The sequence below is a fragment of the Candidatus Scalindua japonica genome (assembly GCF_002443295.1).
Classification (GTDB): domain Bacteria; phylum Planctomycetota; class Brocadiia; order Brocadiales; family Scalinduaceae; genus Scalindua; species Scalindua japonica.
The window spans coordinates 351,929-377,214 of the sequence record NZ_BAOS01000028.1 but is presented as its reverse complement, the minus strand read 5'-3'; the positions used below and the strand labels follow the sequence as shown (position 1 = coordinate 377,214).

Annotated in this window: 18 protein-coding genes; 10 read left to right on the top strand and 8 right to left on the bottom strand. The window is 40.0% G+C overall.

Annotation, left to right across the window (positions count from 1 at the left end):
• Positions 1-251: 251 nt before the first annotated feature.
• Together SCALIN_RS16225 and SCALIN_RS16215 are read right to left on the bottom strand one after the other, a co-directional pair.
• Positions 252-1,223: a UbiA family prenyltransferase gene (locus SCALIN_RS16225; protein WP_096895498.1), complete on the bottom strand. Its 972-nt coding sequence runs from the start codon at positions 1,221-1,223 to the stop codon at positions 252-254.
• A gap of 706 nt (positions 1,224-1,929) precedes the next feature.
• Entirely contained in the window at positions 1,930-3,252 is a 1,323-nt protein-coding gene (locus SCALIN_RS16215) for a cyclic 2,3-diphosphoglycerate synthase (protein ID WP_096895496.1), read from the bottom strand.
• Between the two features lie 336 nt (positions 3,253-3,588).
• Between SCALIN_RS16215 and cysC the strand changes: the two genes are divergently transcribed.
• Both cysC and SCALIN_RS16205 read left to right on the top strand, forming a co-directional pair.
• Positions 3,589-4,209, top strand: a complete 621-nt coding sequence (gene cysC / locus SCALIN_RS16210) for an adenylyl-sulfate kinase (RefSeq protein ID WP_096895495.1) — start codon at positions 3,589-3,591, stop codon at positions 4,207-4,209.
• A 496-nt stretch (positions 4,210-4,705) separates the two neighbouring features.
• Positions 4,706-7,051, top strand: a complete 2,346-nt coding sequence (locus SCALIN_RS16205) for a methyl-accepting chemotaxis protein (protein ID WP_096895494.1) — start codon at positions 4,706-4,708, stop codon at positions 7,049-7,051.
• A 117-nt stretch (positions 7,052-7,168) separates the two neighbouring features.
• On the opposite strand, the gene recQ is transcribed toward SCALIN_RS16205, so the two are convergent.
• The 3 genes from recQ to fdhF form a co-directional block, all read right to left on the bottom strand.
• On the bottom strand, positions 7,169-9,322 hold the full coding sequence (gene recQ, locus SCALIN_RS16200; RefSeq protein ID WP_162532369.1) for a DNA helicase RecQ: 2,154 nt from the start codon (positions 9,320-9,322) through the stop codon (positions 7,169-7,171).
• 699 nt (positions 9,323-10,021) lie between these two features.
• Positions 10,022-11,419, bottom strand: coding sequence for a dihydrolipoyl dehydrogenase (gene lpdA / locus SCALIN_RS16190; protein ID WP_096895492.1), 1,398 nt, complete (start codon positions 11,417-11,419; stop codon positions 10,022-10,024).
• A 360-nt stretch (positions 11,420-11,779) separates the two neighbouring features.
• Positions 11,780-14,488, bottom strand: a complete 2,709-nt coding sequence (fdhF, locus tag SCALIN_RS16185) for a formate dehydrogenase subunit alpha (protein ID WP_096895491.1) — start codon at positions 14,486-14,488, stop codon at positions 11,780-11,782.
• A gap of 310 nt (positions 14,489-14,798) precedes the next feature.
• Here fdhF and SCALIN_RS16180 point away from each other — a divergent pair, with 310 nt between their 5' ends.
• Positions 14,799-15,200: a hypothetical protein gene (locus SCALIN_RS16180; protein ID WP_096895490.1), complete on the top strand. Its 402-nt coding sequence runs from the start codon at positions 14,799-14,801 to the stop codon at positions 15,198-15,200.
• Between the two features lie 389 nt (positions 15,201-15,589).
• Here the strand turns inward: SCALIN_RS16180 and SCALIN_RS16175 are convergent, their stop codons facing one another.
• The gene (locus tag SCALIN_RS16175; RefSeq protein WP_096895489.1) at positions 15,590-16,399 is read right to left on the bottom strand and encodes an MBL fold metallo-hydrolase; all 810 of its coding nucleotides are present in this window, start codon (positions 16,397-16,399) and stop codon (positions 15,590-15,592) included.
• Positions 16,400-16,682: 283 nt separating this feature from the next.
• Between SCALIN_RS16175 and SCALIN_RS16170 the strand changes: the two genes are divergently transcribed.
• From SCALIN_RS16170 to SCALIN_RS16155, 5 genes are all read left to right on the top strand, one after another.
• Positions 16,683-17,846, top strand: a complete 1,164-nt coding sequence (locus tag SCALIN_RS16170; RefSeq protein WP_096895488.1) for a class I SAM-dependent methyltransferase — start codon at positions 16,683-16,685, stop codon at positions 17,844-17,846.
• A 129-nt stretch (positions 17,847-17,975) separates the two neighbouring features.
• Complete coding sequence (locus SCALIN_RS16165) at positions 17,976-18,248, top strand: hypothetical protein (RefSeq protein ID WP_096895487.1); 273 nt, start codon at positions 17,976-17,978, stop codon at positions 18,246-18,248.
• 160 nt (positions 18,249-18,408) lie between these two features.
• Positions 18,409-18,957 (top strand): rhomboid family intramembrane serine protease, encoded by a 549-nt coding sequence (locus SCALIN_RS16160; protein ID WP_203415527.1) that lies wholly within the window; start codon positions 18,409-18,411, stop codon positions 18,955-18,957.
• A 59-nt stretch (positions 18,958-19,016) separates the two neighbouring features.
• Positions 19,017-19,163 carry a hypothetical protein gene (locus tag SCALIN_RS22375; RefSeq protein ID WP_162532368.1) on the top strand — a complete coding sequence of 49 codons (147 nt, stop codon included), beginning with the start codon at positions 19,017-19,019 and terminating at the stop codon, positions 19,161-19,163.
• A gap of 187 nt (positions 19,164-19,350) precedes the next feature.
• Positions 19,351-20,445, top strand: coding sequence for a metallophosphoesterase family protein (locus SCALIN_RS16155; protein ID WP_096895486.1), 1,095 nt, complete (start codon positions 19,351-19,353; stop codon positions 20,443-20,445).
• Positions 20,446-20,554: 109 nt separating this feature from the next.
• Here SCALIN_RS16155 and SCALIN_RS16150 read toward each other — a convergent pair whose 3' ends face one another.
• Complete coding sequence (locus SCALIN_RS16150) at positions 20,555-21,322, bottom strand: inositol monophosphatase family protein (RefSeq protein ID WP_096895485.1); 768 nt, start codon at positions 21,320-21,322, stop codon at positions 20,555-20,557.
• A 97-nt stretch (positions 21,323-21,419) separates the two neighbouring features.
• Positions 21,420-22,568 carry a murein transglycosylase A gene (mltA, locus tag SCALIN_RS16145; RefSeq protein ID WP_096895484.1) on the bottom strand — a complete coding sequence of 383 codons (1,149 nt, stop codon included), beginning with the start codon at positions 22,566-22,568 and terminating at the stop codon, positions 21,420-21,422.
• Between the two features lie 293 nt (positions 22,569-22,861).
• Between mltA and SCALIN_RS16140 the strand changes: the two genes are divergently transcribed.
• Both SCALIN_RS16140 and SCALIN_RS16135 read left to right on the top strand, forming a co-directional pair.
• A complete protein-coding gene (locus tag SCALIN_RS16140) occupies positions 22,862-24,415 on the top strand; it encodes a M48 family metalloprotease (protein ID WP_096895483.1) in 1,554 nt (517 codons plus the stop codon).
• 2 nt (positions 24,416-24,417) lie between these two features.
• On the top strand, positions 24,418-25,230 hold the full coding sequence (locus SCALIN_RS16135; RefSeq protein WP_096895482.1) for a tetratricopeptide repeat protein: 813 nt from the start codon (positions 24,418-24,420) through the stop codon (positions 25,228-25,230).
• The last annotated feature ends 56 nt before the right edge of the window (positions 25,231-25,286 follow it).

The window sequence follows — 25,286 nt, the reverse complement described above, 5'->3', positions numbered from 1 at the left end:
AAAATAGTTTCGACTCTTTATTATTAGAATTTGTTGGTAAATTATCACAGTATTTTTATGTTGGCCACGCCAAAGGGAATAAAAAATATACAATATTTATTTTAATACTTGAGAATAAAATTCACTATCAAATATGAAATAGCATTTTAAACTGTTAAGTTTCTATTATGTAATTACTTATGTCCATCACATTTGCCTGTTTACCCACAGGTTCTGCTGAGTAGCAAATGTACAAATATGGCAATCTATATCTAATTCCTGATATACCACATAAGAATAGCTGTTCCTGCACCTGCGTTTACTGCCCATGGAATCATCCGCTTTGATACATAAAACGCTTGTTTAGGATATAATATTATTGCTATTAAAATCATGCTACCTGCCACAACGCAAAATGACAAAATTAACTTAAACGAAAAAAATCCTGACAGATTCTCTTTTGCAAGCAGGCATACTATTAAGAAATAGATAAGCCCCTTTATCCAATAAGTTTTTCTTCTGCCTAAAACCACTACTGTTGTTGTGATTTTATTCACTATGTCATTCTCATAATCATACAATTGGTGAGCTAACAGTGCTAAGGTGATTCCTGAAGAAAAAATCAAACAAACTGAGAAGACATGACCTTCCCATAAGATACCAGATGACCATGCTGATGAAAGGAACATTAAGCCACCCATAATGGCATGGGTGGATAAATCCAAAAAAGGCATTGCCTTCATTCTAACAGGTCTCCAGGAGTATAGGAAGGCGATAGCAATAAATGTCAGAATAATTAAGAATACGTTAATTCCAGCAATAATTGATAGTGAAAGACTTATAATTGCAGCAGTTGCTGCTATTACATACCCGGTAGATTTTGAGGCATCGCCTAGCGCAATAATATTTCTTGTAGAGCGTGCAAGCATGTCTTCGGGTGCATCTTCAGCATCATTAAATGCACAAGTTGCTGCCATGGCAAACGTATTGGCCAACCCAATAATTAAAAGGGACATTAATCTATGTGAGTTATCTGCAATGCCTAACCCCACCATTGTACTAAAAAAACATACGGGCATATAAGCTTCTAATCGCGCAAGTATAAGGATATTGTATAGATTCAATCCTTTCAGCAAGTTGATATTGCGTTTTCGTATCCAGCCAATCTTCTGTTCTGTTGCTTTCAGGGTAACTTGCATGTCTGGGTACATCGCCTTTGTGTGAAGAAATGATTTTTTTATCATCTGTTTCCTCCTTGAATAGTTTCTGTACTTAAACAATGAAAATAGAGAATCAACTCTTTTCTGCTATTTATGTTACCATAAACGGACATGGACTTCCGATATGAGAAAAAGTGTTAAAACTAATTACAGACGGATGTTCCAGTAGCCTAGAATTTGACTGCCAAAAAATGTTTTTTTTGATAACACCCGTGTTGGCTTTATTTGATCACCAGTAGCTCCTTATATTTATAGTATAATGTGATACCGTCACCGAACCGGTTATCCCTGTATCCCTACTTGGTATAGGCCAATGTTAGATATTAGGCACAAGTCATGTGCCAAACTAGTGCGTAAATTCTATTAATTTTGTAAACAAAAAATACAGATGTGATAACATTATAATTAATATATACTTAAGCTGTTTCAAAATAACTTTTTTACTGTGCTTATGGCTTATACGGGAGAGTGTTTTTATACACACTTTTGTGCCATGGCACAAAAGTGTGACAACAAATAGTGCGCAATGGCACAGAGGCAAGACTTCATCTTTTTCTGTCAAGAGGATTAGAAAAGGTGGAGATTTCTGGCGCTGATAAGAAAAACAATAATAATGATGAAACAAAAATTATTCTTCCCAGGCCCTTATTTACAATGGAATACCATATTTTAAAAGGCAAGATATTAATATTTCCTTGCTGCAGCAAAAACCGGCTAAGGAGTTAATTGCTCAGCCTGATGCAATATAGTCTGTTATTATGGCATTCAGGTCTGGCTTACTTATTTCCTTGAGTTCATACCTTGCTCTTACAACAGGCTTGTTTATACTGATTATTTTGCCTAAATCGATTGGTGTACCTGTGACTACAGTATCACACTCTGTTTTATTAATAGTTTCTTCCAGTTCGAGGATTTGTTCTTGGCCGTAACCCATGGCAGGAAGAAGCCTGTCAATATCAGGATATTTTTTGAATGTCTCTATTATGCTTCCTGTTGCGAATGGTTTTGGATCAACCAGTGTGGATGGACCATATTTCCTGACCGCAAGAACAGCAGCACCATAAGCCATCCCACCGTGTGTTACTGTAGGTCCATCTTCCACAGCAAGAACCCTAAGGCCCTTTATTTTATCAGGATTCTCAACTGAAATATCCAGCGTCGCATCAATAATAGAAGCATCCGGGTTTGTTATATTGATATTCTCCTTAACTTTGATTATGTTTTCAGCGTCAGCAAATTCCTCCTTACTTATGATAACTATGTGTGCAAGCTTCAGGTTGGTTTCACCCGGAAAAAATGTTAGTTCATGGCCCGGCCTAAGTGGATCGACAAGTGTTATATGGAGGTCCGGTTTGAAAAAAGGCAAATCATTGTTACCTCCATCCCACACTATTACGTCAGCCTCCTCTTCAGCTTTTTTTAATATTGCATCGTAATCAACACCCGCATAGACAGTAGTTCCCTCTTCAATATGAGGTTCATACTCCTCCATCTCTTCTATTGTACAATCATGCTTAGCAAGGTCTTCATATGTTTCAAAACGCTGTACTTTTTGCTTTAACAGGTCTCCATAAGGCATAGGATGACGGATAGCCACAACTTTTTTCCCAGCATCTTTTAATATTCGGCAGACTCTTCTTGTCACCGCACTCTTTCCGCATCCGGTTCTGACTGCACAAACAGCAATGACAGGGACCCTGCTATTAAGCATAGTTTGTTCAGCACTTAAAATAATAAAACTCGCGCCGGCAGCCTGAACCTCACTGGCCTTGTGCATTACGTATTCGTACGGCACATCACTGTACGCAAATATCACATCGTCAACCCTGTATTTTTTTATAAGCCCGGACAGCCCTTTTTCGTCGTAGACAGGAATCCCTTCAGGGTATAACCTGCCGGCAAGTCCAGATGGATACCTGCGGTCAGCAATGTTCGGGATCTGAGTTGCCGTAAATGCCACAACCTCATAGTCCTCATTATCTTTAAAGAAGACATTGAAATTATGGAAATCTCTTCCCGCAGCACCCATTATCAGAGTTTTTCTTTTTTTCATATTGTTTCTCTCCTATTCAAAATTTATTATTAAAAACTACTACAGTATAAAACAAATTTCAACAGAAATCAGTTCGGATTTCTGTGCTTTTTCAAAATCGACTTGCCTTGATTCCTCATAAGGAATACAATTGTTTCAACTGCCGGAGACAATCTCTACATACTGGTCATTTTCCATGCGTTTTTTTAACACAAATATATGGCGGTATAATGTTTCGATTATTCATAGTATATTTTCTCCGCATTTCACCTCTCTTTGAACACTTGATGTTCAAGGGACCAAAAAGAGGTGAAAGCAGAAATTGATTAATTCCCGGGCCTTTAGAGAGGAGCTGAAATGGCGAAAATAAAAGCAACAAATATCAAATGGCATCATGGAAAGATAACAAAAGAGGACAGGGCAAAATTACTGAATCAGAAAGGTGTTACCATATGGCTTACAGGTTTTTCCGGTTCAGGAAAATCAACAATAGCTGTTGAACTCGAACATGCCCTCATTGAGAACAAACACCAGGCATACATACTTGATGGTGATAATATTCGTCATGGCCTGAACAAAAACCTTGGCTTCTCGCCCGAAGACCGCACTGAGAATATTCGCCGAATTGGTGAAGTAACAAAGTTGTTTACAGAAGCAAATATAATAACAATTGCCGCTTTTGTATCTCCATACAGAGAAGACAGGGATAATGTCAGAAAGCTCCTGGCCCACGGCGAATTTATAGAGATCTATGTTAAGTGCTCTCTTGAAGTTTGTGAAACACGTGACACAAAAGGCTTATATAAAGAGGCACGTGCAGGCAAAGTTAAGGACTTTACGGGTATCTCAGCTCCTTATGAAGAACCTCTGAACCCTGAGATAACAATTGATACATCAATATTGTCGATAGAAGAGTCAACAAGGGAGATATTAAACTATCTTGAAGCAAAAGGATACGTAACGTTCTATAAACAATAAACAGCTTTATTTAATTACAAAATCTTTAGATATTTATATCGGATTGACTTATTAAACTCATCACTTATCCGAATGCAAATAAGAAGCCCCTATTGAAATACCTGCCAGTCTACTAACACAAAAGAGACGCCACTTCTGTCGTTATATTAATACATTCAATAAAAAATTCCTTTTCTGTATTTCAGATAAAGACAGCATCTGTAATTTTTTCTCTAAACATTTTTCATATTATCCCGAAAAGTATTTTATCTCACATCTATGTTATTTTCATTTTTGTAAAGAATGGTAAAAAAATGTTATTAGCTTTTTGGGGTGAAGAATTTAGAGAGAATAATCAAAATATTAATTGTAAACAAAAACAAGTTAAGTCTTCCATTTCCAATGGAATGTCAAATATCTTAAAGAATTTATCAAACTATAATATCTTATCTGCTAATTAAAAACTTAAGGGTTTTTGAATATAGCAGACTTAAATTAAGAAAGGAGAAAGAAAAAAATGAGGATTGGAATGGGAACAAAGGTAATTATCCTGTTTTTGATAGCAGGTTTAGTGCCTCTTGCGATAATGGGAATTCTCAGCAATAATTCATCCAGCAAGGCATTAAAACAGCAGTCATTTAATCAACTGGTTTCAGTAAGGGAGACGAAAAAGAAACAGATAGAGGACTATTTCTCTACTATCAGAAAACAGGTACAAACATTTTCTGAAGATAGAATGATTGTGGATGCAACAAAGTACTTTAAAGACGCTTTTTCAGAATTCCGAACGGAAAATGATATATCTGATTCTCAAATAGATGAATATAAATCCGCTTTAAAAAATTACTATACCGGCGATTTTGAAAATGAGTATAAACAACTAAACAATGGGAAACAGTCAAATGTAGTCCGCTATCTTAATCAGCTTGATGACAATTCAATAGCGTTACAATATCATCTTATAGCTGCGAACCCAAATAAACTGGGAGAAAAACATCAGCTGGATACCGTGGATATCGCAGATGGGAAGTCATCATATAATAAAGCACATACAGTTTATCATCCCGTAATAAGAGAATATCTGGAACAATTTGGATATTATGATATCTTTATTGTTGATCCGGATAGCGGAAATATAGTCTATTCTGTTTTTAAAGAGCTGGACTTTGCCACCTCTCTTAAAAACGGACCTTATGCTGACACTAATTTTGCAAGAGTTTTCAATGAGGCAAATAACAGCAACGAACCAGACTTTGTAAAGCTGGTGGACTTTGAACCCTATGCGCCATCATACGAAAACGCGGCAAGTTTTATAGCATCACCGATATATAATGGTACGAAAAAGATAGGAATTTTGATTTTTCAGATGCCGATTGATAAAATTAACGCTGTCATGACATCTGACAGTGACTGGAAAAATGTAGGCTTAGGCAGCAGTGGAGAGACGTATCTTATCGGCAGGGACCTGGCTATGAGGAGTCAGTCTCGTTTCCTTATAGAAGACAGAGATGGTTATTACACACTGATGAAAAGGTTGGGCACAGATCAAGACGTGCTGGACAAGATTAATGCAAAGGATAGTACTATAATGCTGCAGAAGGTTGATACGAAGGGGACCAGGGCAGCTATTGCGGGTAATACTCATATAGAGATTTTTCCTGATTATCGCAATGTTTCTGTACTCAGCGCTTACGCACCGGTGGATATTGAAGATGTGGACTGGGCTATTATGTCAGAGATTGACGAGGATGAGGCGCTTCAAGCAGTTGCCTCATTAAGAGCAAGTATGTGGAAACTGGCAGGAGGAATGTTGGTACTCATTGTAGGAATAGGCTATTTAGTTACCAGGATCACTGGTAACGTAACTACTGTGATCAAGAATATGATTGACAGTCTGACGGATTGTTCATCACAGATAGCATCTGCATCCGGGCAGGTTTCGTCATCCAGCCAGAGCCTTGCAGAGGGTTCTTCAGAACAGGCGTCCTCATTAGAGGAGACCTCCGCATCAATGGAAGAGATGGCTGCCGTGACAAAGCAGAATGCGGACAATGCTGAGGAAGCGGCCAAATTAGTAGATATGTGCAGTGTCTCGGCAGAGAATGGCAATAGCACGGTAGAAGAGATGAATACAGCGATGGGCGAGATAAATACAGGCAGCAAGAAGATAGCGGAGATAACGAAGGTGATAGACGGTATTGCGTTTCAGACTAACCTTCTTGCACTTAACGCTGCTGTAGAGGCGGCAAGAGCGGGAGAACACGGTAAGGGTTTTGCTGTTGTTGCGGAAGAGGTGAGAAACCTGGCGCAGAGGAGTGCGGCGGCGGCAAAAGACACTACAGCATTGATAGATGAGAGTGTAACCAAAGCAGATAACGGAGCCAAACTTGCGGTTAAGTGCGGAGATGCCTTACAGGATATTGTGAGGAACGTCAAAAAGGCGACAGACCTGACGAAGGAGATAAAGAATGCCTCGGTTGAGCAGTCAGAAGGAATAAGTCAGGTGAATAATGCAATACATCAGATGGACCAGGTAACACAGGAGAACGCCGCCAATGCAGAGGAGACTGCCTCTGCAAGTGAAGAGATGACAGCTCAGACAGAGAACCTGATGGACCAGATTGATACCCTTGCAGCACTGGTTGGAAGTACAGGAAATGTTGCATCGAGTACCGGCGAGAAGGAATCAAGGGGAAGAATCTCTTCTCAAGGTGTTCCACGCGTCAATAAAGCGGAGCGGGTTCGTAAAGTTAAAACGGATGGCAATGGTCATAATGCTACTCAGAGTAGAGACCTTGAGGCCGTAATTCCAATGGGTACAAACAGGATTGTAGAACATGATGACAGTTATAAGGACTTTTAGCAATAGTATGTTTCGAAAAACATAATTACTATGAATCAAAAGAGAAAGTTGTATAGTAAATATTCTGTGTCGCTATTGAACCTTTGAATAATTGGCTTAATAGCAGCGTAGAGTTATCTATATTGTCTTACGTTGAATATAAGCCCGTACAAGTCTTGCATCATCATAACTGACAGTACCTTTGGAATATTCAACAATTGGTCCTGTATTCCAAGTCTTAAGAGCGAAAAACATCTCTTCGATTGTATTACGCTTTGCCGGGTCAATAAGACGGTCTATTTCAGCAACACGGCCATCTCTTATCAGGCTTTCAAGGTGTCCTGTGATAGTAGACGATGCAAGATTACGGGCTTTTGCAATTTCCTTTACCGAAAGTCCTTCATTAAAAAACTCATATGTTTTCTCTATGGTACTTTCTTTCACCTTTTGCTGTGGTCTATTCACCGTCAAATCAGAGGGTGATCTTTCCGGGATAGAAATGTCAGGGTTTTTGTCAAGATGTGCCCTTATCTCTTTTGTAAAGTCTGTTCCGTATCGCTCAAGTTTAGTCTCTCCGACACCGCTAATGGTTATCATCTCATCCAATGTTGAAGGATAATAAATACACATCTGATGAAGTGTCATGTCTGAAAAAATTATGTACGGCGGGACCTTATGCTCTTCCGCAAGTCCCTTTCGAAGAACACGAAGTTTATCAAAAAGGACTTCATCGTAAGGTTGAAAACCACTTACTTTGAATGCCTTCGGCTTCTTCTTTATCTCTTCCCTCTTTAATCCCTCTATTTTTTCTCTGCCATAGAGTATCTCTGTACCCTTGTTGGTCATGATTAACACAGGGTACTGGCCGCCGTCCTGAGCGATAGCCTCTTGTGCCAGAAGTTCATCAATAATAAATTGCCAGTGCTTCTTCTCTTTGTGTTTACCTGCACCATAAGTTTTGATCTCGTTATGCTGGAGCTCGCGTATACGCTTTGTGTCCGCACCGACCACAATGTCAATGATATGTCTGATGCCAAAATACTGACCGGTCCTTGACATCGCCGACATCACTATCTGCGCATCAACTGTTATATCAACCTTCTCTATATTACCCGCACAGATATCACACGCCCCACAGTTTTCCTCTGTATAAGTTTCACCAAAGTATTCCAGAAGCTGCCTGCGTCTGCATACATTATGTGAAGCGTATTTAACACTCTTGTACAGCTTTTCCATTGAAATTGACCGTTCATTTTCATTGGGCATCTGGTCTATAAAAAATCTTATTTTAGGAATATCCTGTCTGCCAAAGAGGAGAAGGCAATCAGCCCTCTCTCCATCACGTCCCGCACGCCCTGTTTCCTGGTAATATCCTTCTATGTTTTTCGGTAAATCAGCATGGATTACAAAGCGTACGTTTGATTTATCTATTCCCATCCCGAAGGCAATTGTTGCTACTATTACGGTAACCCTGTCTCTACTGAATGCTTCCTGGTTTCTCTTGCGTTCTTCTGGACTCAATCCAGCGTGATAAGGAAGCACGCTGATACCTTGATCTACGAGAAATTCTGTCAATCTGAAAACCGAGTCTCGTGTGCTGCGGTATATAATACCTGGTTCATCTTCATGCTCTTTGAGAAAATCCACTATTTGCGATTCTATACCCGTCTTACTTTTTACCTGGTAAAAGAGATTCTGACGATTAAATGATGCACGAATAATATATGGAGATCTCAAACCAATCTTAGTGATAATATCCTCCTGGACATTTGGCGTTGCAGTTGCCGTAAAAGCTGATACCGGAATGTGTGGAAATGTTTGGGTAATATTACAGAGGCTCAGGTAATCAGGACGAAAATCATGCCCCCATTCGGAAACACAATGTGCTTCGTCTATGGCAAAAAGAGATATGGGAATCGTTTTCAGAGTTTCGAGGAAACTCGGCATGGCAAAACGTTCCGGTGCAATATATAGCAGTTCCAAATCGTTGCTCTTCAGTTGTTGGTATATACCGGACATCTCCTGTGGGCTTAAAGAGCTGTTTAAAAAGGCAGCTGAAATTCCATTCTCAATGGCCGCGTCAACCTGGTCCTTCATAAGGGAGATCAGAGGGCTTATAACAACAGCAGTCCCCTTCATAATCCTCGCAGGCAATTGATAACAGAGCGATTTGCCGCCTCCCGTAGGCATCACGGCAAAAACATCTCTTTTCTCCAGGATGTTCTTGATAATAGCCTCTTGATTAGGGCGAAATGATTCAAATCCGAAAACTTTTTTTAGTGTGTTAAGCATATTGTTAATCTGTCATTCCCGCAGTCAGTCGAGCGGGTATCTAGTCCTTTCGACTTTTTATGTCTCTAAACTACTTACAAACAGTGCTAGAAAGTAGTGTTTTTCTTTTGAACAGCACCATTATATAGTGATAGATAATTTATTACAAATAATAGTTGATTCCAATCTTAAATGATCAATTTGTTATCAAATATTTTAGTAGCTGCAGGCTTCCTGCCCGAACAGGTACAGGGAGGCAGCCTGCAGCTACTAAAATATTTGATTTGATGATAAAACAAGAATACAATGCCAACATATTGGAATTTGATATTAATAAAACAGTTCCATACTGGTCTGAATGTGAATGGGGCTGAGTACGACATGGGCGTAGCTGACACCACGTATCAAACGGCAAATATCCGTATGCACTGTTTATGGGGTATTTGGCAATGGAAAAGCGGCTGAAGGCATGATGACTTAAAAAGGTTTATAGACATGAGGGAATTTACTGAGGACAAAATAATTCACGGCGCACAAGAGCCGGGAAGAAAAAGAAAAAAATGCTGTGGCCGTTCATAAGTAAATAGAGGATTATTTCCTGATTTAATACTGATAACATTTCGACTCCGCTCAGTGTAACGTTGTTCTGAGCACTCGAGTCACGTTATCCTGAGCGGAGCCGAAGGATGGTTTTTGTCGTGAGAGCGACCTGGCTTATTATCAGATATGTATTGCCTTTCCTTCAATCATGTAAAAGGCTTCGGAGAATACTTCTGATAGGGTTGGGTGCGGGAAGATATTGGCACTTACTTCCAGGGTTGTCGCTTCAATATTCATGGCGAGGGACATGCCTCCTATCAGCTCTCCAACTTCGTGGCCTATCAGGTGTACGCCAAGGATTTCACTGCTTGAAGCATCTGTTATGATCTTTATGAAACCTTCCTCTCCTTCTCCTGTTATCCTGGTTTTAGCATTAGCCATGAAAGGGAAACTGCCAATCTTTACATCATGGCCTTTCAGTTCTGCCTCTTCCTGAGTCATACCGACACTCGCGACCTGAGGATTTGTATATGTTACTTTCGGTATCGTGTTACTGTTTATAGGCGGGTAATCAACACCCGCAATATTGTGCGAGACGAGTAAACCCTGTGCGGATGCCAGATGGGCAAGCATCGGTGGGCCAGTAACATCTCCAATAGCGTAGATGCCCTGCTGATTTGTCTGCATATTCTCATCTACATCTATGAACCTTCCACTATATTCGAGATTGAGAGTTTCCAGTCCCAAATCTTCTGTTTCAGGTTTTCTGCCCATGGCAAGAAGAACTTTTTCGCTTTGAAGCACTTCCGCATTTCCGTCATTTTTCATAACAGTTGTCTCAACGGCATCTTCTATTTTTTCAATTTGATTAAGTTCAGTATGAGTAAGAAACCTGATGCCTCTCTTCGAGAGACTCTTTCTTAAAGCGTTTCCTATATCTTTATCGTTTGTCGGAAGAATTTCGTCCATCACTTCAACCACGGTTACTTCGCTTCCTAGTACATTGAAAACATAAGCGAATTCAATCCCCACTGAGCCGCCTCCGATTATCAGGAGTGAGGAGGGTATCTCTTCCATCTCCAGGATATCATCACTTGTTAATACGCTCTTTTTATCATGTGGCAGGTTTTTAAAAACCATCGGTGAAGAGCCGGTGGAGACAACGATGTTCTTTGCCAATATTTCCTCTATAACTATGTCGTTTACTTTGAGCAGGACTTTACCGGGAGATGATATCTGGCCGGTACCATCAAAAAGATCAACATTGTTTTTCTTGAGCAGGTGCTTGATTCCACCAAACAGTTTGGTTACGACTGTTCTTTTTCGCTTGTGAAATGCTCTGAAGTCGACCCTGACACCTTCTGTAGCAATGCCAAACTCTTTACTCCTTTTAAAGAGTTCGTATAAGTGGGTTGATTGGATTAACGCCTTTGTGGGTATACAACCTTTGTGCAGACAGGCGCCTCCCACTTTGTCCATTTCTATCAGACCTACACTCAGGCCAAGCTGTGCACCTTTAATCGCCGCAACATACCCACCCGGACCGCCGCCAATAATTAATAAGTCATAATTTTTCATAAAACAATTTTACCCTTTTTCATCCTTTAGACAGAGGGGACAGAAGAACCAATTTTACTCATCCCCTCCTTACGCCCGTCCGAACGGCTTATCCGGGCAAAAAGGAGGAAAGAGGAGTGGTTGCAACAATATCATATAAGGCGCCTTCAATATTATTTAATACATCAGCATTTACCAGCCGCACCCGGTCAGGTTTTTGCGTAGACCTCTTTTGTCATACCCGAATTCTTTTATCGGGTATCCAGGAGGCTTGTTCAATCTGGATTCACGCTTTCTTAAGAGGCATTATTTTTCCGTGCCAATTAGTATAATTTACGTCTAACGTCTTTTTGATTTCGGTTCGACCAGGCAGGTCTAGATTTACTCCACCTTTTCTACTCTGGCAGCGCAAACTTTGTATTCAGGCATTAAATTTGAATCGCCGTTTGAACGTGAGGTGCTGCAAGGATCTTTTGTGAGTAGATTTACCGGAGCATTTATGAAGTGGAATGGAATCCAGATTTGTTTTGGCATAACTCTGTTTGAGATATTTGCTGCAAGAGATATTCGGCCTCGTTTTGTCGTTACACTGACCAATTCTCCATCTTTTATTCTGGCAGCATCAGCATCTTTCTGCGATATCTCTACAAATGAATAAGGCTGTTTCTGTGTACTTCCCTTTGCCCTGTGAGTCATAGTACCACTGTTAAAATGGTAGAGGGTGCGTCCTGTACTGAGAATGAACGGATAACTCTTGTCAGGTTTTTCGGCAGAAAGTTTCGTCTTAGTTGAGGAGAAAATTGCCTTTCCTTCAGGAAATTTCTTCTCGTATAGAAATTTAGTACCGGGGTGACCTGCTTTCGGACACGGCCACTGTACTCCTCCGTTATCTAGCTTTTGATAATTTATTCCGGCAAAATTTGGTGAAACTTTTCTGATCTCTTCCCAGATGGCCTCCGGTGAACTATAATTCGCCGATTTTCCCATGCGGGCGGAAAGCTCAGATAATATTTTCCAGTCTGCTTTTGACTTACCTGGCGGTTCAACTGTCTTTCTTATTCTCTGAACACGCCTTTCAATATTTGTGAAAGTGCCGTCCTTTTCGGCAAAACAGGCTGCCGGTAGTACTACATCAGCATACCGGGCCGTATTGGACATAAAGATATCCTGTACTACCAGGAAGTCCAGTTTACTAAGCGCCTTATTTACCCTTGTAGTATCAGGCCCACTCATCAACGGATCAGCGCCCATAACGTACATGGCCTTTACCTTGCCTTTGCATGCACCATCAAACATCTCTCTGATTTGCAGTCCCCTGTTTTTTGGTAATTTAGCCCTATAAACCTTTTCGAGTTTCTTACGAACAGTAATATCTGAAACGGGTTGGAAATCAGTGTAGAAATCAGGCAAAGCTCCCATATTGAAGGCCCCCTGGCCGTTGTTCTGTCCTATAAGCGGATATATCCCGGAACACTCTTTACCTATATTACCCGTCAGCAAGGCAAGATTGACAAGACTCTTTACATTATCATCTCCTGATATGTGTTGAGTTATACCGTTACCGTATAGAATTATGGCACTTTCCGCATCAGCATAGATTCGGGCAGCTTCCTCAATTGAATCCTGAGAGATGCCGGTTAATTTCACCGCTTTCTTAATATCATCTTTTGCAACAGCCTTTTTAAAACTATTAAATTTATCCGTTCTTTTTTCTATAAACTTCTCATCATGGAGTTTTTCTTTTATGATTACGTTAATAATGGCGTTAATAAGAACCGTGTCAGTTCCGGGTTGCGGGTTTAAGAAAGTATGGGCTTTCTTCGCCAGCCATATCTTACGTGTATCCACGACAATGACTGTTTTACCATTTCGGAGAGCCTTCTTTACCTCAAGGCCTATTATAGGGTGCGATTCTGTAACATTAGCACCAATGATAAATATAACATCGGATTTTGAGATCTCCTCAATTGAATTTGTTGTGGCACTCAGGCCAAGGGTATCTCTCAATACGTGTATGGATGGTGAGTGACATTCTGTTTCTGTTTGATCGATATTATTAGTTCCGATAACGGCCCGGGCGAATTTCTGCATGAGATAATTCTCTTCATTCGTACACCGCCCTGAACTGATAAAGGAAATCGCATCTGCTCCGTGTTCCTGCTTTATACCTTTCAGTTTTTCGGCTATGACATTATAAGCATCTTCCCAGCTTGCCTTCTCAAGATTACCATTTCTTCTCACCATGGGGGAATCAAGCCTATCCTGATGATTTATAAAATCATAAGCGAATCTGCCCTTCATGCAAAGATTGCCGTTATTTGGAGTAGACCCTGTTTCCGAGGTTATCTTATTTATTTCCTGATGATTGGTATGGATATCGATCTGACAACCGATACTGCAATAGCCGCACGTTGATCTGACTTTCCCGGTCTGGTAAGAACGCCCTTTACCTGCCGGCTGTTTTTCCCGTATCGCCCCTACCGGACACGCGGACACACATTGCCCACACAGTACACATGGGCCGTCCAACAGCGTTTCACCAAAAGGCGTAGCGACCCACATCTGAAACCCTCTGCCTCCAAACGCTATTGCATTCTCCTGGGCCACTTCTTCACATATTCTTACACAACGACCACACCTGATACACTTAGGAGTTTCTCTATAAATCAATTCGTTTTTATCAGGGATAACACCGCCTCTACTCTCCTTACTCCTGAACCTGTCACCTTTGATGCCTGTAGCATATGCAACATCCTGGAGCTCGCAACAGCCGGTCGCCTCGCATGTCATGCAGTCAAGAGGATGGTCAGACAAGATGTATTCCAGGACACCTTTCCTCGTCCTGCGAACATTTTCTGTTTCTGTCCTGACGACCATACCTTCATTAACCCTGGATATGCATGAAGGCATCAATTGTCTTGCCCCTTCTATTTCTACAAGGCATATCCTGCACCCACCGTAAGGTTCAAGGCGATTATCATGGCAAAGGGTTGGAATCCAGATGTCATTTGCCCTGGCCACTTCAAGTACAGTTTTACCTTGCTCTACTTCATAAGTTTTATCATTAATAGTTAATTTAACTTTTTCCATTTTGTATTATTATATAGATATTATTGTTATCTGCGTATTATGTAAGAAATATGTAAAAATGAGATTTAATTTTACATAAAGAAATAAAGAATGCAAACAAAACCTTTGAGATCTGTAATGATGTTTTAGTATTTAGTCGATGGAATGTTACAAGTTAATTAAACATAAGAACATAGAGGTAATTACCGATTTATTTACTTGAAATTAAGGAACTAATTGGTCATATTAAATGTTAAACAATAGTAACAGTTTAGAATTCATTTTAAGTTACCATTTTATATTTAATATTTAAATTTAAAGGAGAAAACTAATGAAGAGAATTGGATTTTTTACAGGTGCGGTCGTTCTCGCGTTTGTGATGGCAACTGCTAATACTACGATATTTGCTGAGAGTTGTTGCGGAGTTAAGAAAGAAACGAAAGAGTGTAACCAGCAAGAGGCCCATAAATGTAATGAAGAGTGCGCTGAAAAGGGTTGTATTAAACAAACATCTGCCACCGATAATCCATGCGCTGTTTGTGGACAACCGGCAGACAGTAAGGGACAGCAGGTAGAGACAAGGCACGCTGGAGAAACTATGCATTTATGCTGCCAGGGTTGTTTAAACGCATACAATAAAAACCCTGACAAATATTCAAAAGTGAAAAGAAAAAGGGAGACTCACAAGGCAGAACCTCCAAAAAGAAAGCAACGTGGAGAAGGGTATTATTAAAATACTTTATATAATATAATACTAAAAGGTATCATTACTAAAGGCGTACCTGTGTTAAACAATATGCAGGAACGCCTTTTTTGTTTATTACCTGAATTGATCAGGTGCCTATTTATATAACCGTAAAGAAATACAGGAAGAGATAAACCGAGAATGGGAAATGTTACTTGAAGGTATAACTATTCTTATTGCATTAACATGGTCCGGACCTGTTGTTTTTCCATCTGATTTGTCAGCTATTTTCTTCCAATCGTTCATTAAGCACATATTTACGTAGTTGCCTCTCTCCGCGCATAACATGCAATATGTAACCTTGTTGCTGGGTGTGACGATAAAAAATTTGGTAGGGAAGAACCACTTCCTGGAATGGAGGTATTTGTAACTTATGGTTAAACTTCAATAGTCATTAAGTCCTCGGCCAATACTACCTCCCCGCTGAATTCCTCTCTGCATTCTCCCAGTATATCGTATTCATCACATATTGGATAGAAGTGTGTCAGGACAAGCTTCTTACAGTTTGACTCCCTTGCTACCTTGCCCGCAAGCGTGGAGTTAAGGTGACCTTCCACCTTTATGTGTCCCGGGTATGAACACTCCAGCAACAACACGTCTACGTCACGTGCCAGATCAACAATATTTTCACAATAATCAGTATCTCCGGAGTATACTATGCTCTTTCCCTCTTTTGATTCAATGCGATACGCGAGACTTCCTTCGTGGTGCTTAATGAGGCTTGAAGTAATTCTGAAGTTTTCGAAGTCCAGATAGCCTCCGGATAATTCATTAATCGTGAGTTCATATCCCCTTGGTTCAATAACATTATTGAATGTTTTCGACAGGTTCCGGTAAAACTCTTTCATTCCGGCAGGACCGACTACGGTAAGATCTTTACTTTTATAGTTACTAGGTATCATCAGTGCAAACAGGAGTGAGATAAGGTCTGTAACATGGTCCGGATGGAGGTGTGTATAAATTGCATAATCAATCTCTTTGAAGCTTGACGATGCTTCAGCAATCTTTCTCAGGGTGCCGGAGCCGCCGTCAAGCAGCAGTGTCTTGTCCTCTATCTTGATGAGATAGCCTGAAGGGCCTCTCCTTGCCGTAACAATAGCGGTTCCTGAACCGAGAATGGTAAGTTTCATAATGATCAGATTAAACCAGGACACAGATTCACTCAGATACCTGCCCGACTTCTTCATTCAGGCGGGAAAACTGATTTTGAATATCATATTAACATATTTCTATCATCAAGAAACGCACAAAACATACAGAAAATTTATCCGCTAAGGAATGCAGGAAATTCAGGAAGAAATATTCAAAACAAAACCCGGGATTCTAAACTTTTCCTCTAATTCCTGCTTTCTTAAGAGGTATTACTTCTTTCATCTCTTTTCGTGTAATTCGTGTCTGGTTATTTTTTGATTCCCTACTCATCCACATTAAATCTTAGAAAATATATACGGTTTCTGATATCATCTCTTCATGGATAATCAGGATTTAAGGAAAGAGATTATAGATTTGATAAACAGGAGAGGAAAGATAACATTTGCTGATTTTATGGAATCAGTACTTTATCATCCTGAATACGGATACTACACTGCCAATAAGGAGAAGATCGGTAAAAAAGGTGACTATTATACCAGTTCAGATGTTCATCCCGTATTTGGCGAGCTTATTGCGAAACAGATGGAACAGATGTGGCGGCTCATGGGGAGTGGACGGTTTACGATTGTTGAGATAGGCGCCGGTAAAGGCTGGCTCTGTTATGATTTACTTAATTGTATAAGGAATGAATATCCCGAATTCTTTCAGATGATTACTTACAGGATAGTTGAGATAAGCAAGGATCTGATTGGAAGGCAATCTAACACCTTAAAAGGCTTGGAAGAGAAAGTATCGTGGGAGTTTTTTTCTGAAGACGGTTTTTCATTTGATCCGATTGAAGGGTGTTTTTTATCAAACGAGTTTGTTGATTCGCTTCCTGTTCATCAGGTGGTAGTAGAAAATAACTGCTTAAAGGAAATTTATGTAACAATTAAAGACGATCTATTTTGTGAGACAGTAGAAGAACTGTCATGTCAGGAACTACTGGATTATTTTAGTGCATTAAAAATAGATCTGAAAGAGGGACAACGGGCAGAGGTGAACTTAAAAGCTATCGTCTGGGTAAAAAATTTATCACATTACCTGAACCGTGGCTTTATTATCACAATAGATTATGGTCATCTGGCCGAAGAGCTCTATTCTGAAGAGAGGCACACGGGAGCGTTAATGTGTTATTACAAGCACACAACAAATGAGAACCCGTACGAAAGAGTTGGCAATCAGGACATAACATCTCATGTAAATTTCAGCAGTCTGATGCATGAGGGGAATAGATTAGAACTAAGTACAACCGGTTTTACCAGACAGTCAAACTTTTTAATTGCACTTGGTATCCTCAATAAGATGAATGAGAGCCAGGGAGATTTCAACAAACTCCTGACAATGAAAAATCTCTTCCTGCCGGGCGGGATGGGTGATACGTTTAAGGTCTTGATTCAGCACAAAGGGGTTGATAAACCTGAACTGATTGGGCTAAGGAGTATGTCTGAACCGGGACTTGTTAGTGAAATTGAAGGGTACTATCCGGACGCTTCCGGATAGCATTGAAATCTTCAACCTTGATATGCTAACTTTTCTGTACAGAATTTGTTCTTGACTTGCCTTATTGTGAAACTTACACTAACAAAGCTTATTATATTTTAAAAAAAAAGATACAACACTTTTAATATCATGAATGAAACCATAAACATATCGGATTTGGATTTGAAATCATGGGCAATTATTTTTTCCTGTGGCCTACTTGCCCTCTTTGGGATTTATAAGATCCTGCGACAAAGTATATCATTGATATTCTGGATATCATTAGTCGTTATTGGCGCCCTTGGTATAGGTTATATTCTAAAGCCGAATGTTACAAAGCAGGTTGTTACTAAAATCAAATCCGGTGAAATTAAGAACCTGATTTCGGAAGAACAAGAAAGTATGCCTCAGAAGTCACACTAATACGAAAGTCAGGCTGCCTTCGGCTTTGGCTATGAGGTTGTTACCCATTTATTACGATTGATCAGGAAATGCTGTCACAGGCAATATCGCTCACCCTCCCGCAACTATTTCCTCAAAAATTTCAGCAACTTCAAAGGTCACTTATCATTAATACAGCAAAATGAACGCCTCGGTAAAAAAGAATTTATACTGGATTATCGGATTTGTAGTATTAATCTGGATCATTGAATTAATTAATTTTTCAACAGGCCGCCATCTTTCCGATTGGGGCATCCTTCCACGAACATTAAAAGGGCTTATAGGAATCCCCTTAAGTCCTTTTCTGCATGCAGGCTTAATCCACACGATGATGAATACCATACCATTGGCTATCCTCGGAGGATTTGTTATGCTGTACGGCAAACAAACATTTTTAAAAATATCTATTATCATTATTTTTGTCAGCGGCCTAGCTCTATGGCTATTTGCTCGCCCCTCTTGTCATGTAGGTGCCAGTGCTTTGATCTTTGGATATTTTAGTTATCTGGTAATGTATGCCTGGTATAATCGCAGTTTGAAATCGGTTATTATTGCGGTTGTTACCGTCTTTCTTTATGGAGGTATTATATGGGGCCTGTTGCCATCATTTTCACAAGTTTCCTGGGAAGGCCATCTCTTTGGTCTACTTGCCGGAGCCCTTGCCGCTCGTCTGGAAAAAACAAAAAAATAGAGAAATCATGATCTGACAAATGGTGAAAAGACTTACTCTATATATAACGGTATTCTTATTTGCAGGAAGAACTTGCCATAGCTATGATTTATTTAACACATGACAGGCAAGACCCATTTGCTCTAGCCACAAGAACAGTGGTAATAGAAGAGGAGGACAAGATAAAAGCTTATTTGGGAAGGCTGAGAGAAACGAGAGAGCCATAAAAACTTTTTCCCACGAAATATCACGAAAGTTGCCTTTTGAATTTCATCAATGATTTACATTATTCATTATGCTTCGCCACATTCAGAGTGACATGCAAGGTTTTCATTCTGATGGAGAAACGACCGAAGAATCTTAGCTTTGAGATTTCAATACATCAAAAGAATCAGTTCAAGGAAGGACAAAAAAATGGCTGATAAAACAGCGCATAATCTGACATCCGATTTGGAAGAGGGGTTAAATAGAAGGAGTTTTGTGAAGTACGGTTTAGGCGTTGGTAAAGCGGTCTTTATTGGGGGCCTGCTGGTAGGAAATTTTACTGGTTGTACAACTGTATCTAAGAAAAGCCGAGACACAAAGTCAGGAAGAAAGAAGGACATTAAGCTTGCCCACATTACTGATACTCATGTTACATTTACAGGAAAGAATGGCACCGCCCTGAAGGAAGAAAGCTTCAACATATTCAGGGATGTAATTGCCCAGGTCAACGATATGCCTGACATAGACTGTATCCTATTCGGTGGGGACAATATAAACAATACAGACCCCGGTACAAAAGGATTTGACGAGTTTATGAATATTATGTCAAGTGTAAAGGTGCCTTATTTCGCCCAATTCGGTAATCGCGAGGTATCTCCCATTCCTCCCGGTATCGCACTGTCAAAGAAACAGTATGCCGAAAAGATGAAGGGACACGGACTTGACTTAGCAAAGTATTCATGGAGCATATCACCTGTACCAGGCTTGAGAATCTTGGGTCTGGACACTACTATAGAAGGTCATGATAACGGTGAAATCCCTGAGGACGGACTCAAATGGCTTAAGAAAGAGATCGCAAAATATCCAAATGATATAATCGTTACTCTCAGTCATCATCTCCTCCTTCCTACATGGGGGAACAGAGACATTCAAAAATGGGAAAAGAAATATCTCTTGAAGGACCACCAGAAAGTCAATACTATTCTTGAAAACTCCCCTCAGGTAAAAGCATGTCTGATGGGACACCATCACGTCTCAAAGGTCCAGACAATAGCAGGGCTTCACTATATTGCATCTCCGGCAACCGTCCAATACCCGCACGCCTTCAGGACGATAACCATTAATAAAAATGAAGCAAGGTTAGAGTTTCATCAGGTCAGAGACCAGAGAATTATAAAACTGGGAAAACACCACCTGTTGACAAGCAAAAATGCAGAAGAATATGCAGGGGGTAGTGCAGCAGAAACACTGGCTTACTGTCATGGCAGCAAGGAAGACAATGATGCCACACTAAAATTCAGGTGAGGAATTGGGTGTTACATTACAATTTAACGAAAAGCTTAATATTTCAGATTTCTCTACATTATAAAAAAATATTTAATGAGGATTAAATCCTGAAAGAAATTCTGTCAGTCTATTGCGTTAAGATCTCTAACATATATTTGTGGATTTTTCCATTTGAAGCAGCAACGTTTCCAATCATCAGGTTATATTTTTTACCTTGCACATCTGTAATCCTTCCTCCGGCTTCCATCAAAATCAAACTGCCTGCTGCGTAGTCCCATGGATTCAACTTTAATTCCCAGTATCCGTCAAATCTCCCGCATGCAGTATAACAAAGATCCAAAGCTGCCGAACCCGTTCTTCTGATGCCATGGACATTTTCGTAAAAAAACTTTTTCATCTGACCAAGGCTTTTTCTCATCAATAAGCCCCTCTCATAATAAAACCCCAGGGCCAGCAATGATTTATTTAGTTTATTAACAGTTGAAACTTTGATTTTTTTATTATTAAGAGACGCACCCTTGTTCTTTTCGGCACAAAACAACTCATCCTTAATCGGATCAAAAACTACACCTATCAGAGGTTTCCCTTTTTTATACAAGGCGATTGATACACAAAACATTGGGAATTTATGATAGAAATTATTTGTTCCATCCAGCGGATCTATAACCCAGCAATATTCAGAATTGGTTATCTCTTCACCAGACTCTTCTGTTAATATAGAGTGCCCGGGGTACTTGTTTTTTATTGTACTGATAATTTTCTTCTCAGAATCAATGTCCGCCTTTGTAACCAGGTCGTAAGTGTTTTTTTTACTAATGGCATTTACATTTTTTGAGTAATAACGCAGTATTATTTTCCCTGCCTCATTAGCCGCGTTTAAAGCTGTTTTTTTCATTTTCCAGTTGAGCCAGATCTCTATAAATTAAGTTAAGAGGAGGTGAATATTTCATGAGCCTTCCTCAATTTTTAAAGAACTAACTGATTTTCCTTCTTTACTTTTTTAATAGATAATAAAGCTTACCATAGGTATTTAAATTTCCCGCTTTATACATGGCATCATCACCTATTCCAAAAAAAACGTCCGCTCTGGCAGATGTTTTTATGGCGCTCCCTGTATCTTGATCGAGAACAAAGAATGATTTTTCCACATGCCACTTATCCCCTGATCTGCCGGCCCCTCCCGGCCTTTCTGTTCCGATTGCGACAAAAGCCAATCCTCCAGGAGGAAAGACTTTTTTATCAGTTGCAATACTCCGCATAGGTGTTACAGGCACACCTATAGAACCGTGGGGAACCGCGTGAGGTACTTTTTTGAAAAAGATATACCGATCGTTCTGCTTTAGATAATAGTCCAATTCATCAGGATGCCGGTCAAAATATTCTATTAACACGGGAAGGGTCAGTTCTTCTGCCCTGACCTTGCCGTCATTAACTAACAACTGACCAATGCTCGTATATGAGTGTCCTGAATTTCCGGCATATCCAACATAAACTTTCTCTCCTGATGCAAGCCTGATCTGCCCGGAACCCTGAACATGGATGAGATAGGCTTCGAGTTTTGTCTTGAGATAAGCTATTTCAGTACCTCTCAGCAGATCACGCTCCTCTATTTCACTGCGGGTAAAGTATGGTTTTCTGAAATCAGCTGGTTTCCCATAAAGTGGGTAACGAAATGTATCTGTAGGTGTTAAGCTTCCATCATAAATAGGTGTCCCGTAACCGGTAAAATGGACTTGCCCTTTATAACTTTTTCCAACAGCCTGAAAAACCCTGAAGTTATTTGAAACAAATTCATTTAACTCCTGAGAATTATTATATCTATTGTATCCATCCCGGAAAAACTCTAATGTTTCTATCTGGTTCTCAGGAGTAAAGCCTATTGAACTGAAGGAATCTGGATAATATTTTATCTTTTTAAAATATTCTATACTGTTGCTTATGCACTGTAGTAAAAGTTCTTTGTCATAATCATCCCTGAAATCTGGAAATTGGTTTGGATTTAAAATTTCAGACAAACCTAAGCCCGCTTTTGCAGGTAATAGAAGCGGTCTTTTCACGGCAGTGGAACAACCTGTCTGCAATATCACAAAAAGCACTGCAAATACCAAAAAGCGGTCAAGATAATTATTTCTTGATTTCATAAACCAATTGCTCACTTTCCTGAAAAATGTAAGGACTAAAATCTCTCCTTGTTTGATATTGGACAAAATGTCATAATGTAATTAGTATATTACCATAGTAAGGCAAAGCCGCAACCAAATTAATAACATTTTCTGTACCCATTACTTTGCCTTTGACAATCTAAAAGAATTTTTTTAAATACCAGAGCTGAAAGGCTGCAACAATAAAACAGTTTGTTTTCAATTGTCCATTTGTGTTGCAGAGCAAATAAACGCAACTATCCTGATCATTACATTAATGGAGGTGTAAAACCATGATGCGAAAACTATTTATCATAGTAACATTGTGTTCAGTTACATTGTATGGATGCGCTACTAATCCTGTTACCGGTAAACGTGAACTGGGATTGGTACCAACATCTTCTGAGCTTGAGATAGGTAAACAACAATACATACCCAGCCGCCAAATGGAAGGAGGAGACTATACAATCGATAAGGAGTTAACTGAATATGTAAGTGGAGTGGGGCAAAGACTGGCTGCAGTCAGTGACCGCAAGCTTCCGTATGAATTTGCAGTCCTTAATAATTCTATACCAAATGCCTGGGCATTGCCGGGAGGAAAAATAGCAATAAATCGGGGATTATTAACAGAGTTAAAAAATGAAGCTGAACTGGCAGCGGTCTTGGGACACGAAATAGTACACGCAGCAGCTCGACACGGAGCAAAGGGTATGGAACGAGGAATCTTTCTGCAGGGTGCAGTCGCATTAGCCGGTATAGCTTCACAGGGAAGCGGTTATGCAAACCTTGCTGTTCAGGGATCTCAAATTGCAGCCGGTCTTATTAACCAGAAATACGGACGAAACGCGGAACTGGAATCAGATCTATACGGCATGAAATATATGTCACGTGCAGGTTATGACCCAAAAGCTGCTATAAGTGTGCAGGAAACATTTTTACGATTATCTGAAGAAGCGGGAAGAGAGACCGACTGGTTGTCAGGCCTGTTTTCCAGCCACCCACCGTCTCAGGAACGTATCGATGTAAATCGCGTAACTGCCAAAACCCTGCCGGAGGGTGGTGAACTGGGAGTTCAGCGTTTCCAGAAAAAAATTGCTTACATTATGAAAACCAGGAACGCATACGAGGCATACGACAATGGTATTAAAGCGCTCAGCAAAGGGAAAACCGGAGAAGCTCTGGCTCTTGCTAAAAAGGCAATCAGCGGTGAACCAAAAGAGGGTCAATTCCACGCATTGGTGGGAGATATAAACATGAAACAGCAGCAATACCAGAATGCCTTGAAAAGCTACAACAAGGCAGTAGAGCTTAACAATGAATTCTTCTATTTCTTTGTACAACGCGGGTTAAGTAAGCAGAAACTGGGGGACCAGCATGGAGCACGCACTGACCTGGAAAAAAGCACAAAACTGCTTCCCACTGCTACAGCTATGAATGCCCTGGGAAACATGTCTCTGGCACAGGGAAATCAGCAGGAGGCGTTGCAATATTTTAAAATCGCTTCCTCATCCAATTCAGAAGTGGGCAGACAGGCAGAGCAGTCATTTATAAGACTGGACATGCGTCAGCAACCGAACAACTACATAAAGACACGTATCAACCTTACTCAGAAACGATATGTCGTTATCATGGTTGCCAATCCAACTCCAATAGCGGTTCAAAACGTGAAAGTGAAGATACTGTACCCGGACACACAGGGCAAAGTAATGGAAATAGTTAAAGATGTGAGCAATATTCTCTCTCCCGGTAAATCAACTATTATTGAAACCGGACTTGGGCCTGTTGAGAACACTAATATATTAAGGTATATGAGAGTAAATGTGATAAGAGCTGATGTGACAGAATAATCATGAAAAAAACAATCTTCGTTCTTACATTAATCCTGCTACTCTCTAACCCGTCTGTATGGGCAGAAATGACCACGAAAACAGGGCCCGAACAGGAACATTCGTATAAAAAGAATACAGATCCGGATAATGTGGATGTAATAAAGGCAGGGACTATTGATTATAAGGCTCTTGGGCTTCGTTCGGTAAAGCTAAATCCAAATGACTTTCCGGACGAAGTCATAAACATGCTTGAACCGTATAAAAACAACCAGGGCAATAATAGTATCTTATTCTTTAGCAGCCTTGGATTAGCTTATAAATGCAAAGGGAGGTTTAAGGATGCGATTAAGACATACAAGCGTGCAATAGAATTAGCACAAAACGTACCTTTACCGCCAATTCAATATAATTTAGGCATTGCTTATTATCATAATAAAGAATTACCTGAATCATTTAAACACTTATTAAAAAGCGCTGAAAAGAGACCAGACCACGCGGGTACAAAAAAATGGATTAAGCACCTTGCCGGCAAGTTGAATATATATGAGGTCCCTGATACAAGTAAATTGGAAATAGTTGTTAACCGGAAAATAAGTGTCAACAGGAAAAAGCCTGACAGGGAATCGAGGCTCAGAATATATTTAACACAAGACGGCGGACGTATCCAGGAACTGTCCGTTAAGGACAAGATATATTCTTATGGTATTGACAGTGACAGAGAGAGGCCGGTCGATTATGTGATCATTGATGATGATGGTGATGGAGAGTTTGACAAAGTAATAAATACAAAAGGCAATTTTAATGTACCGGCATGGGCGTATAATCCTGACTAGACCATGACTCTCCTGCTTAACGACAGATCTCTCTTTCGAGAGACCTCCAATACAGA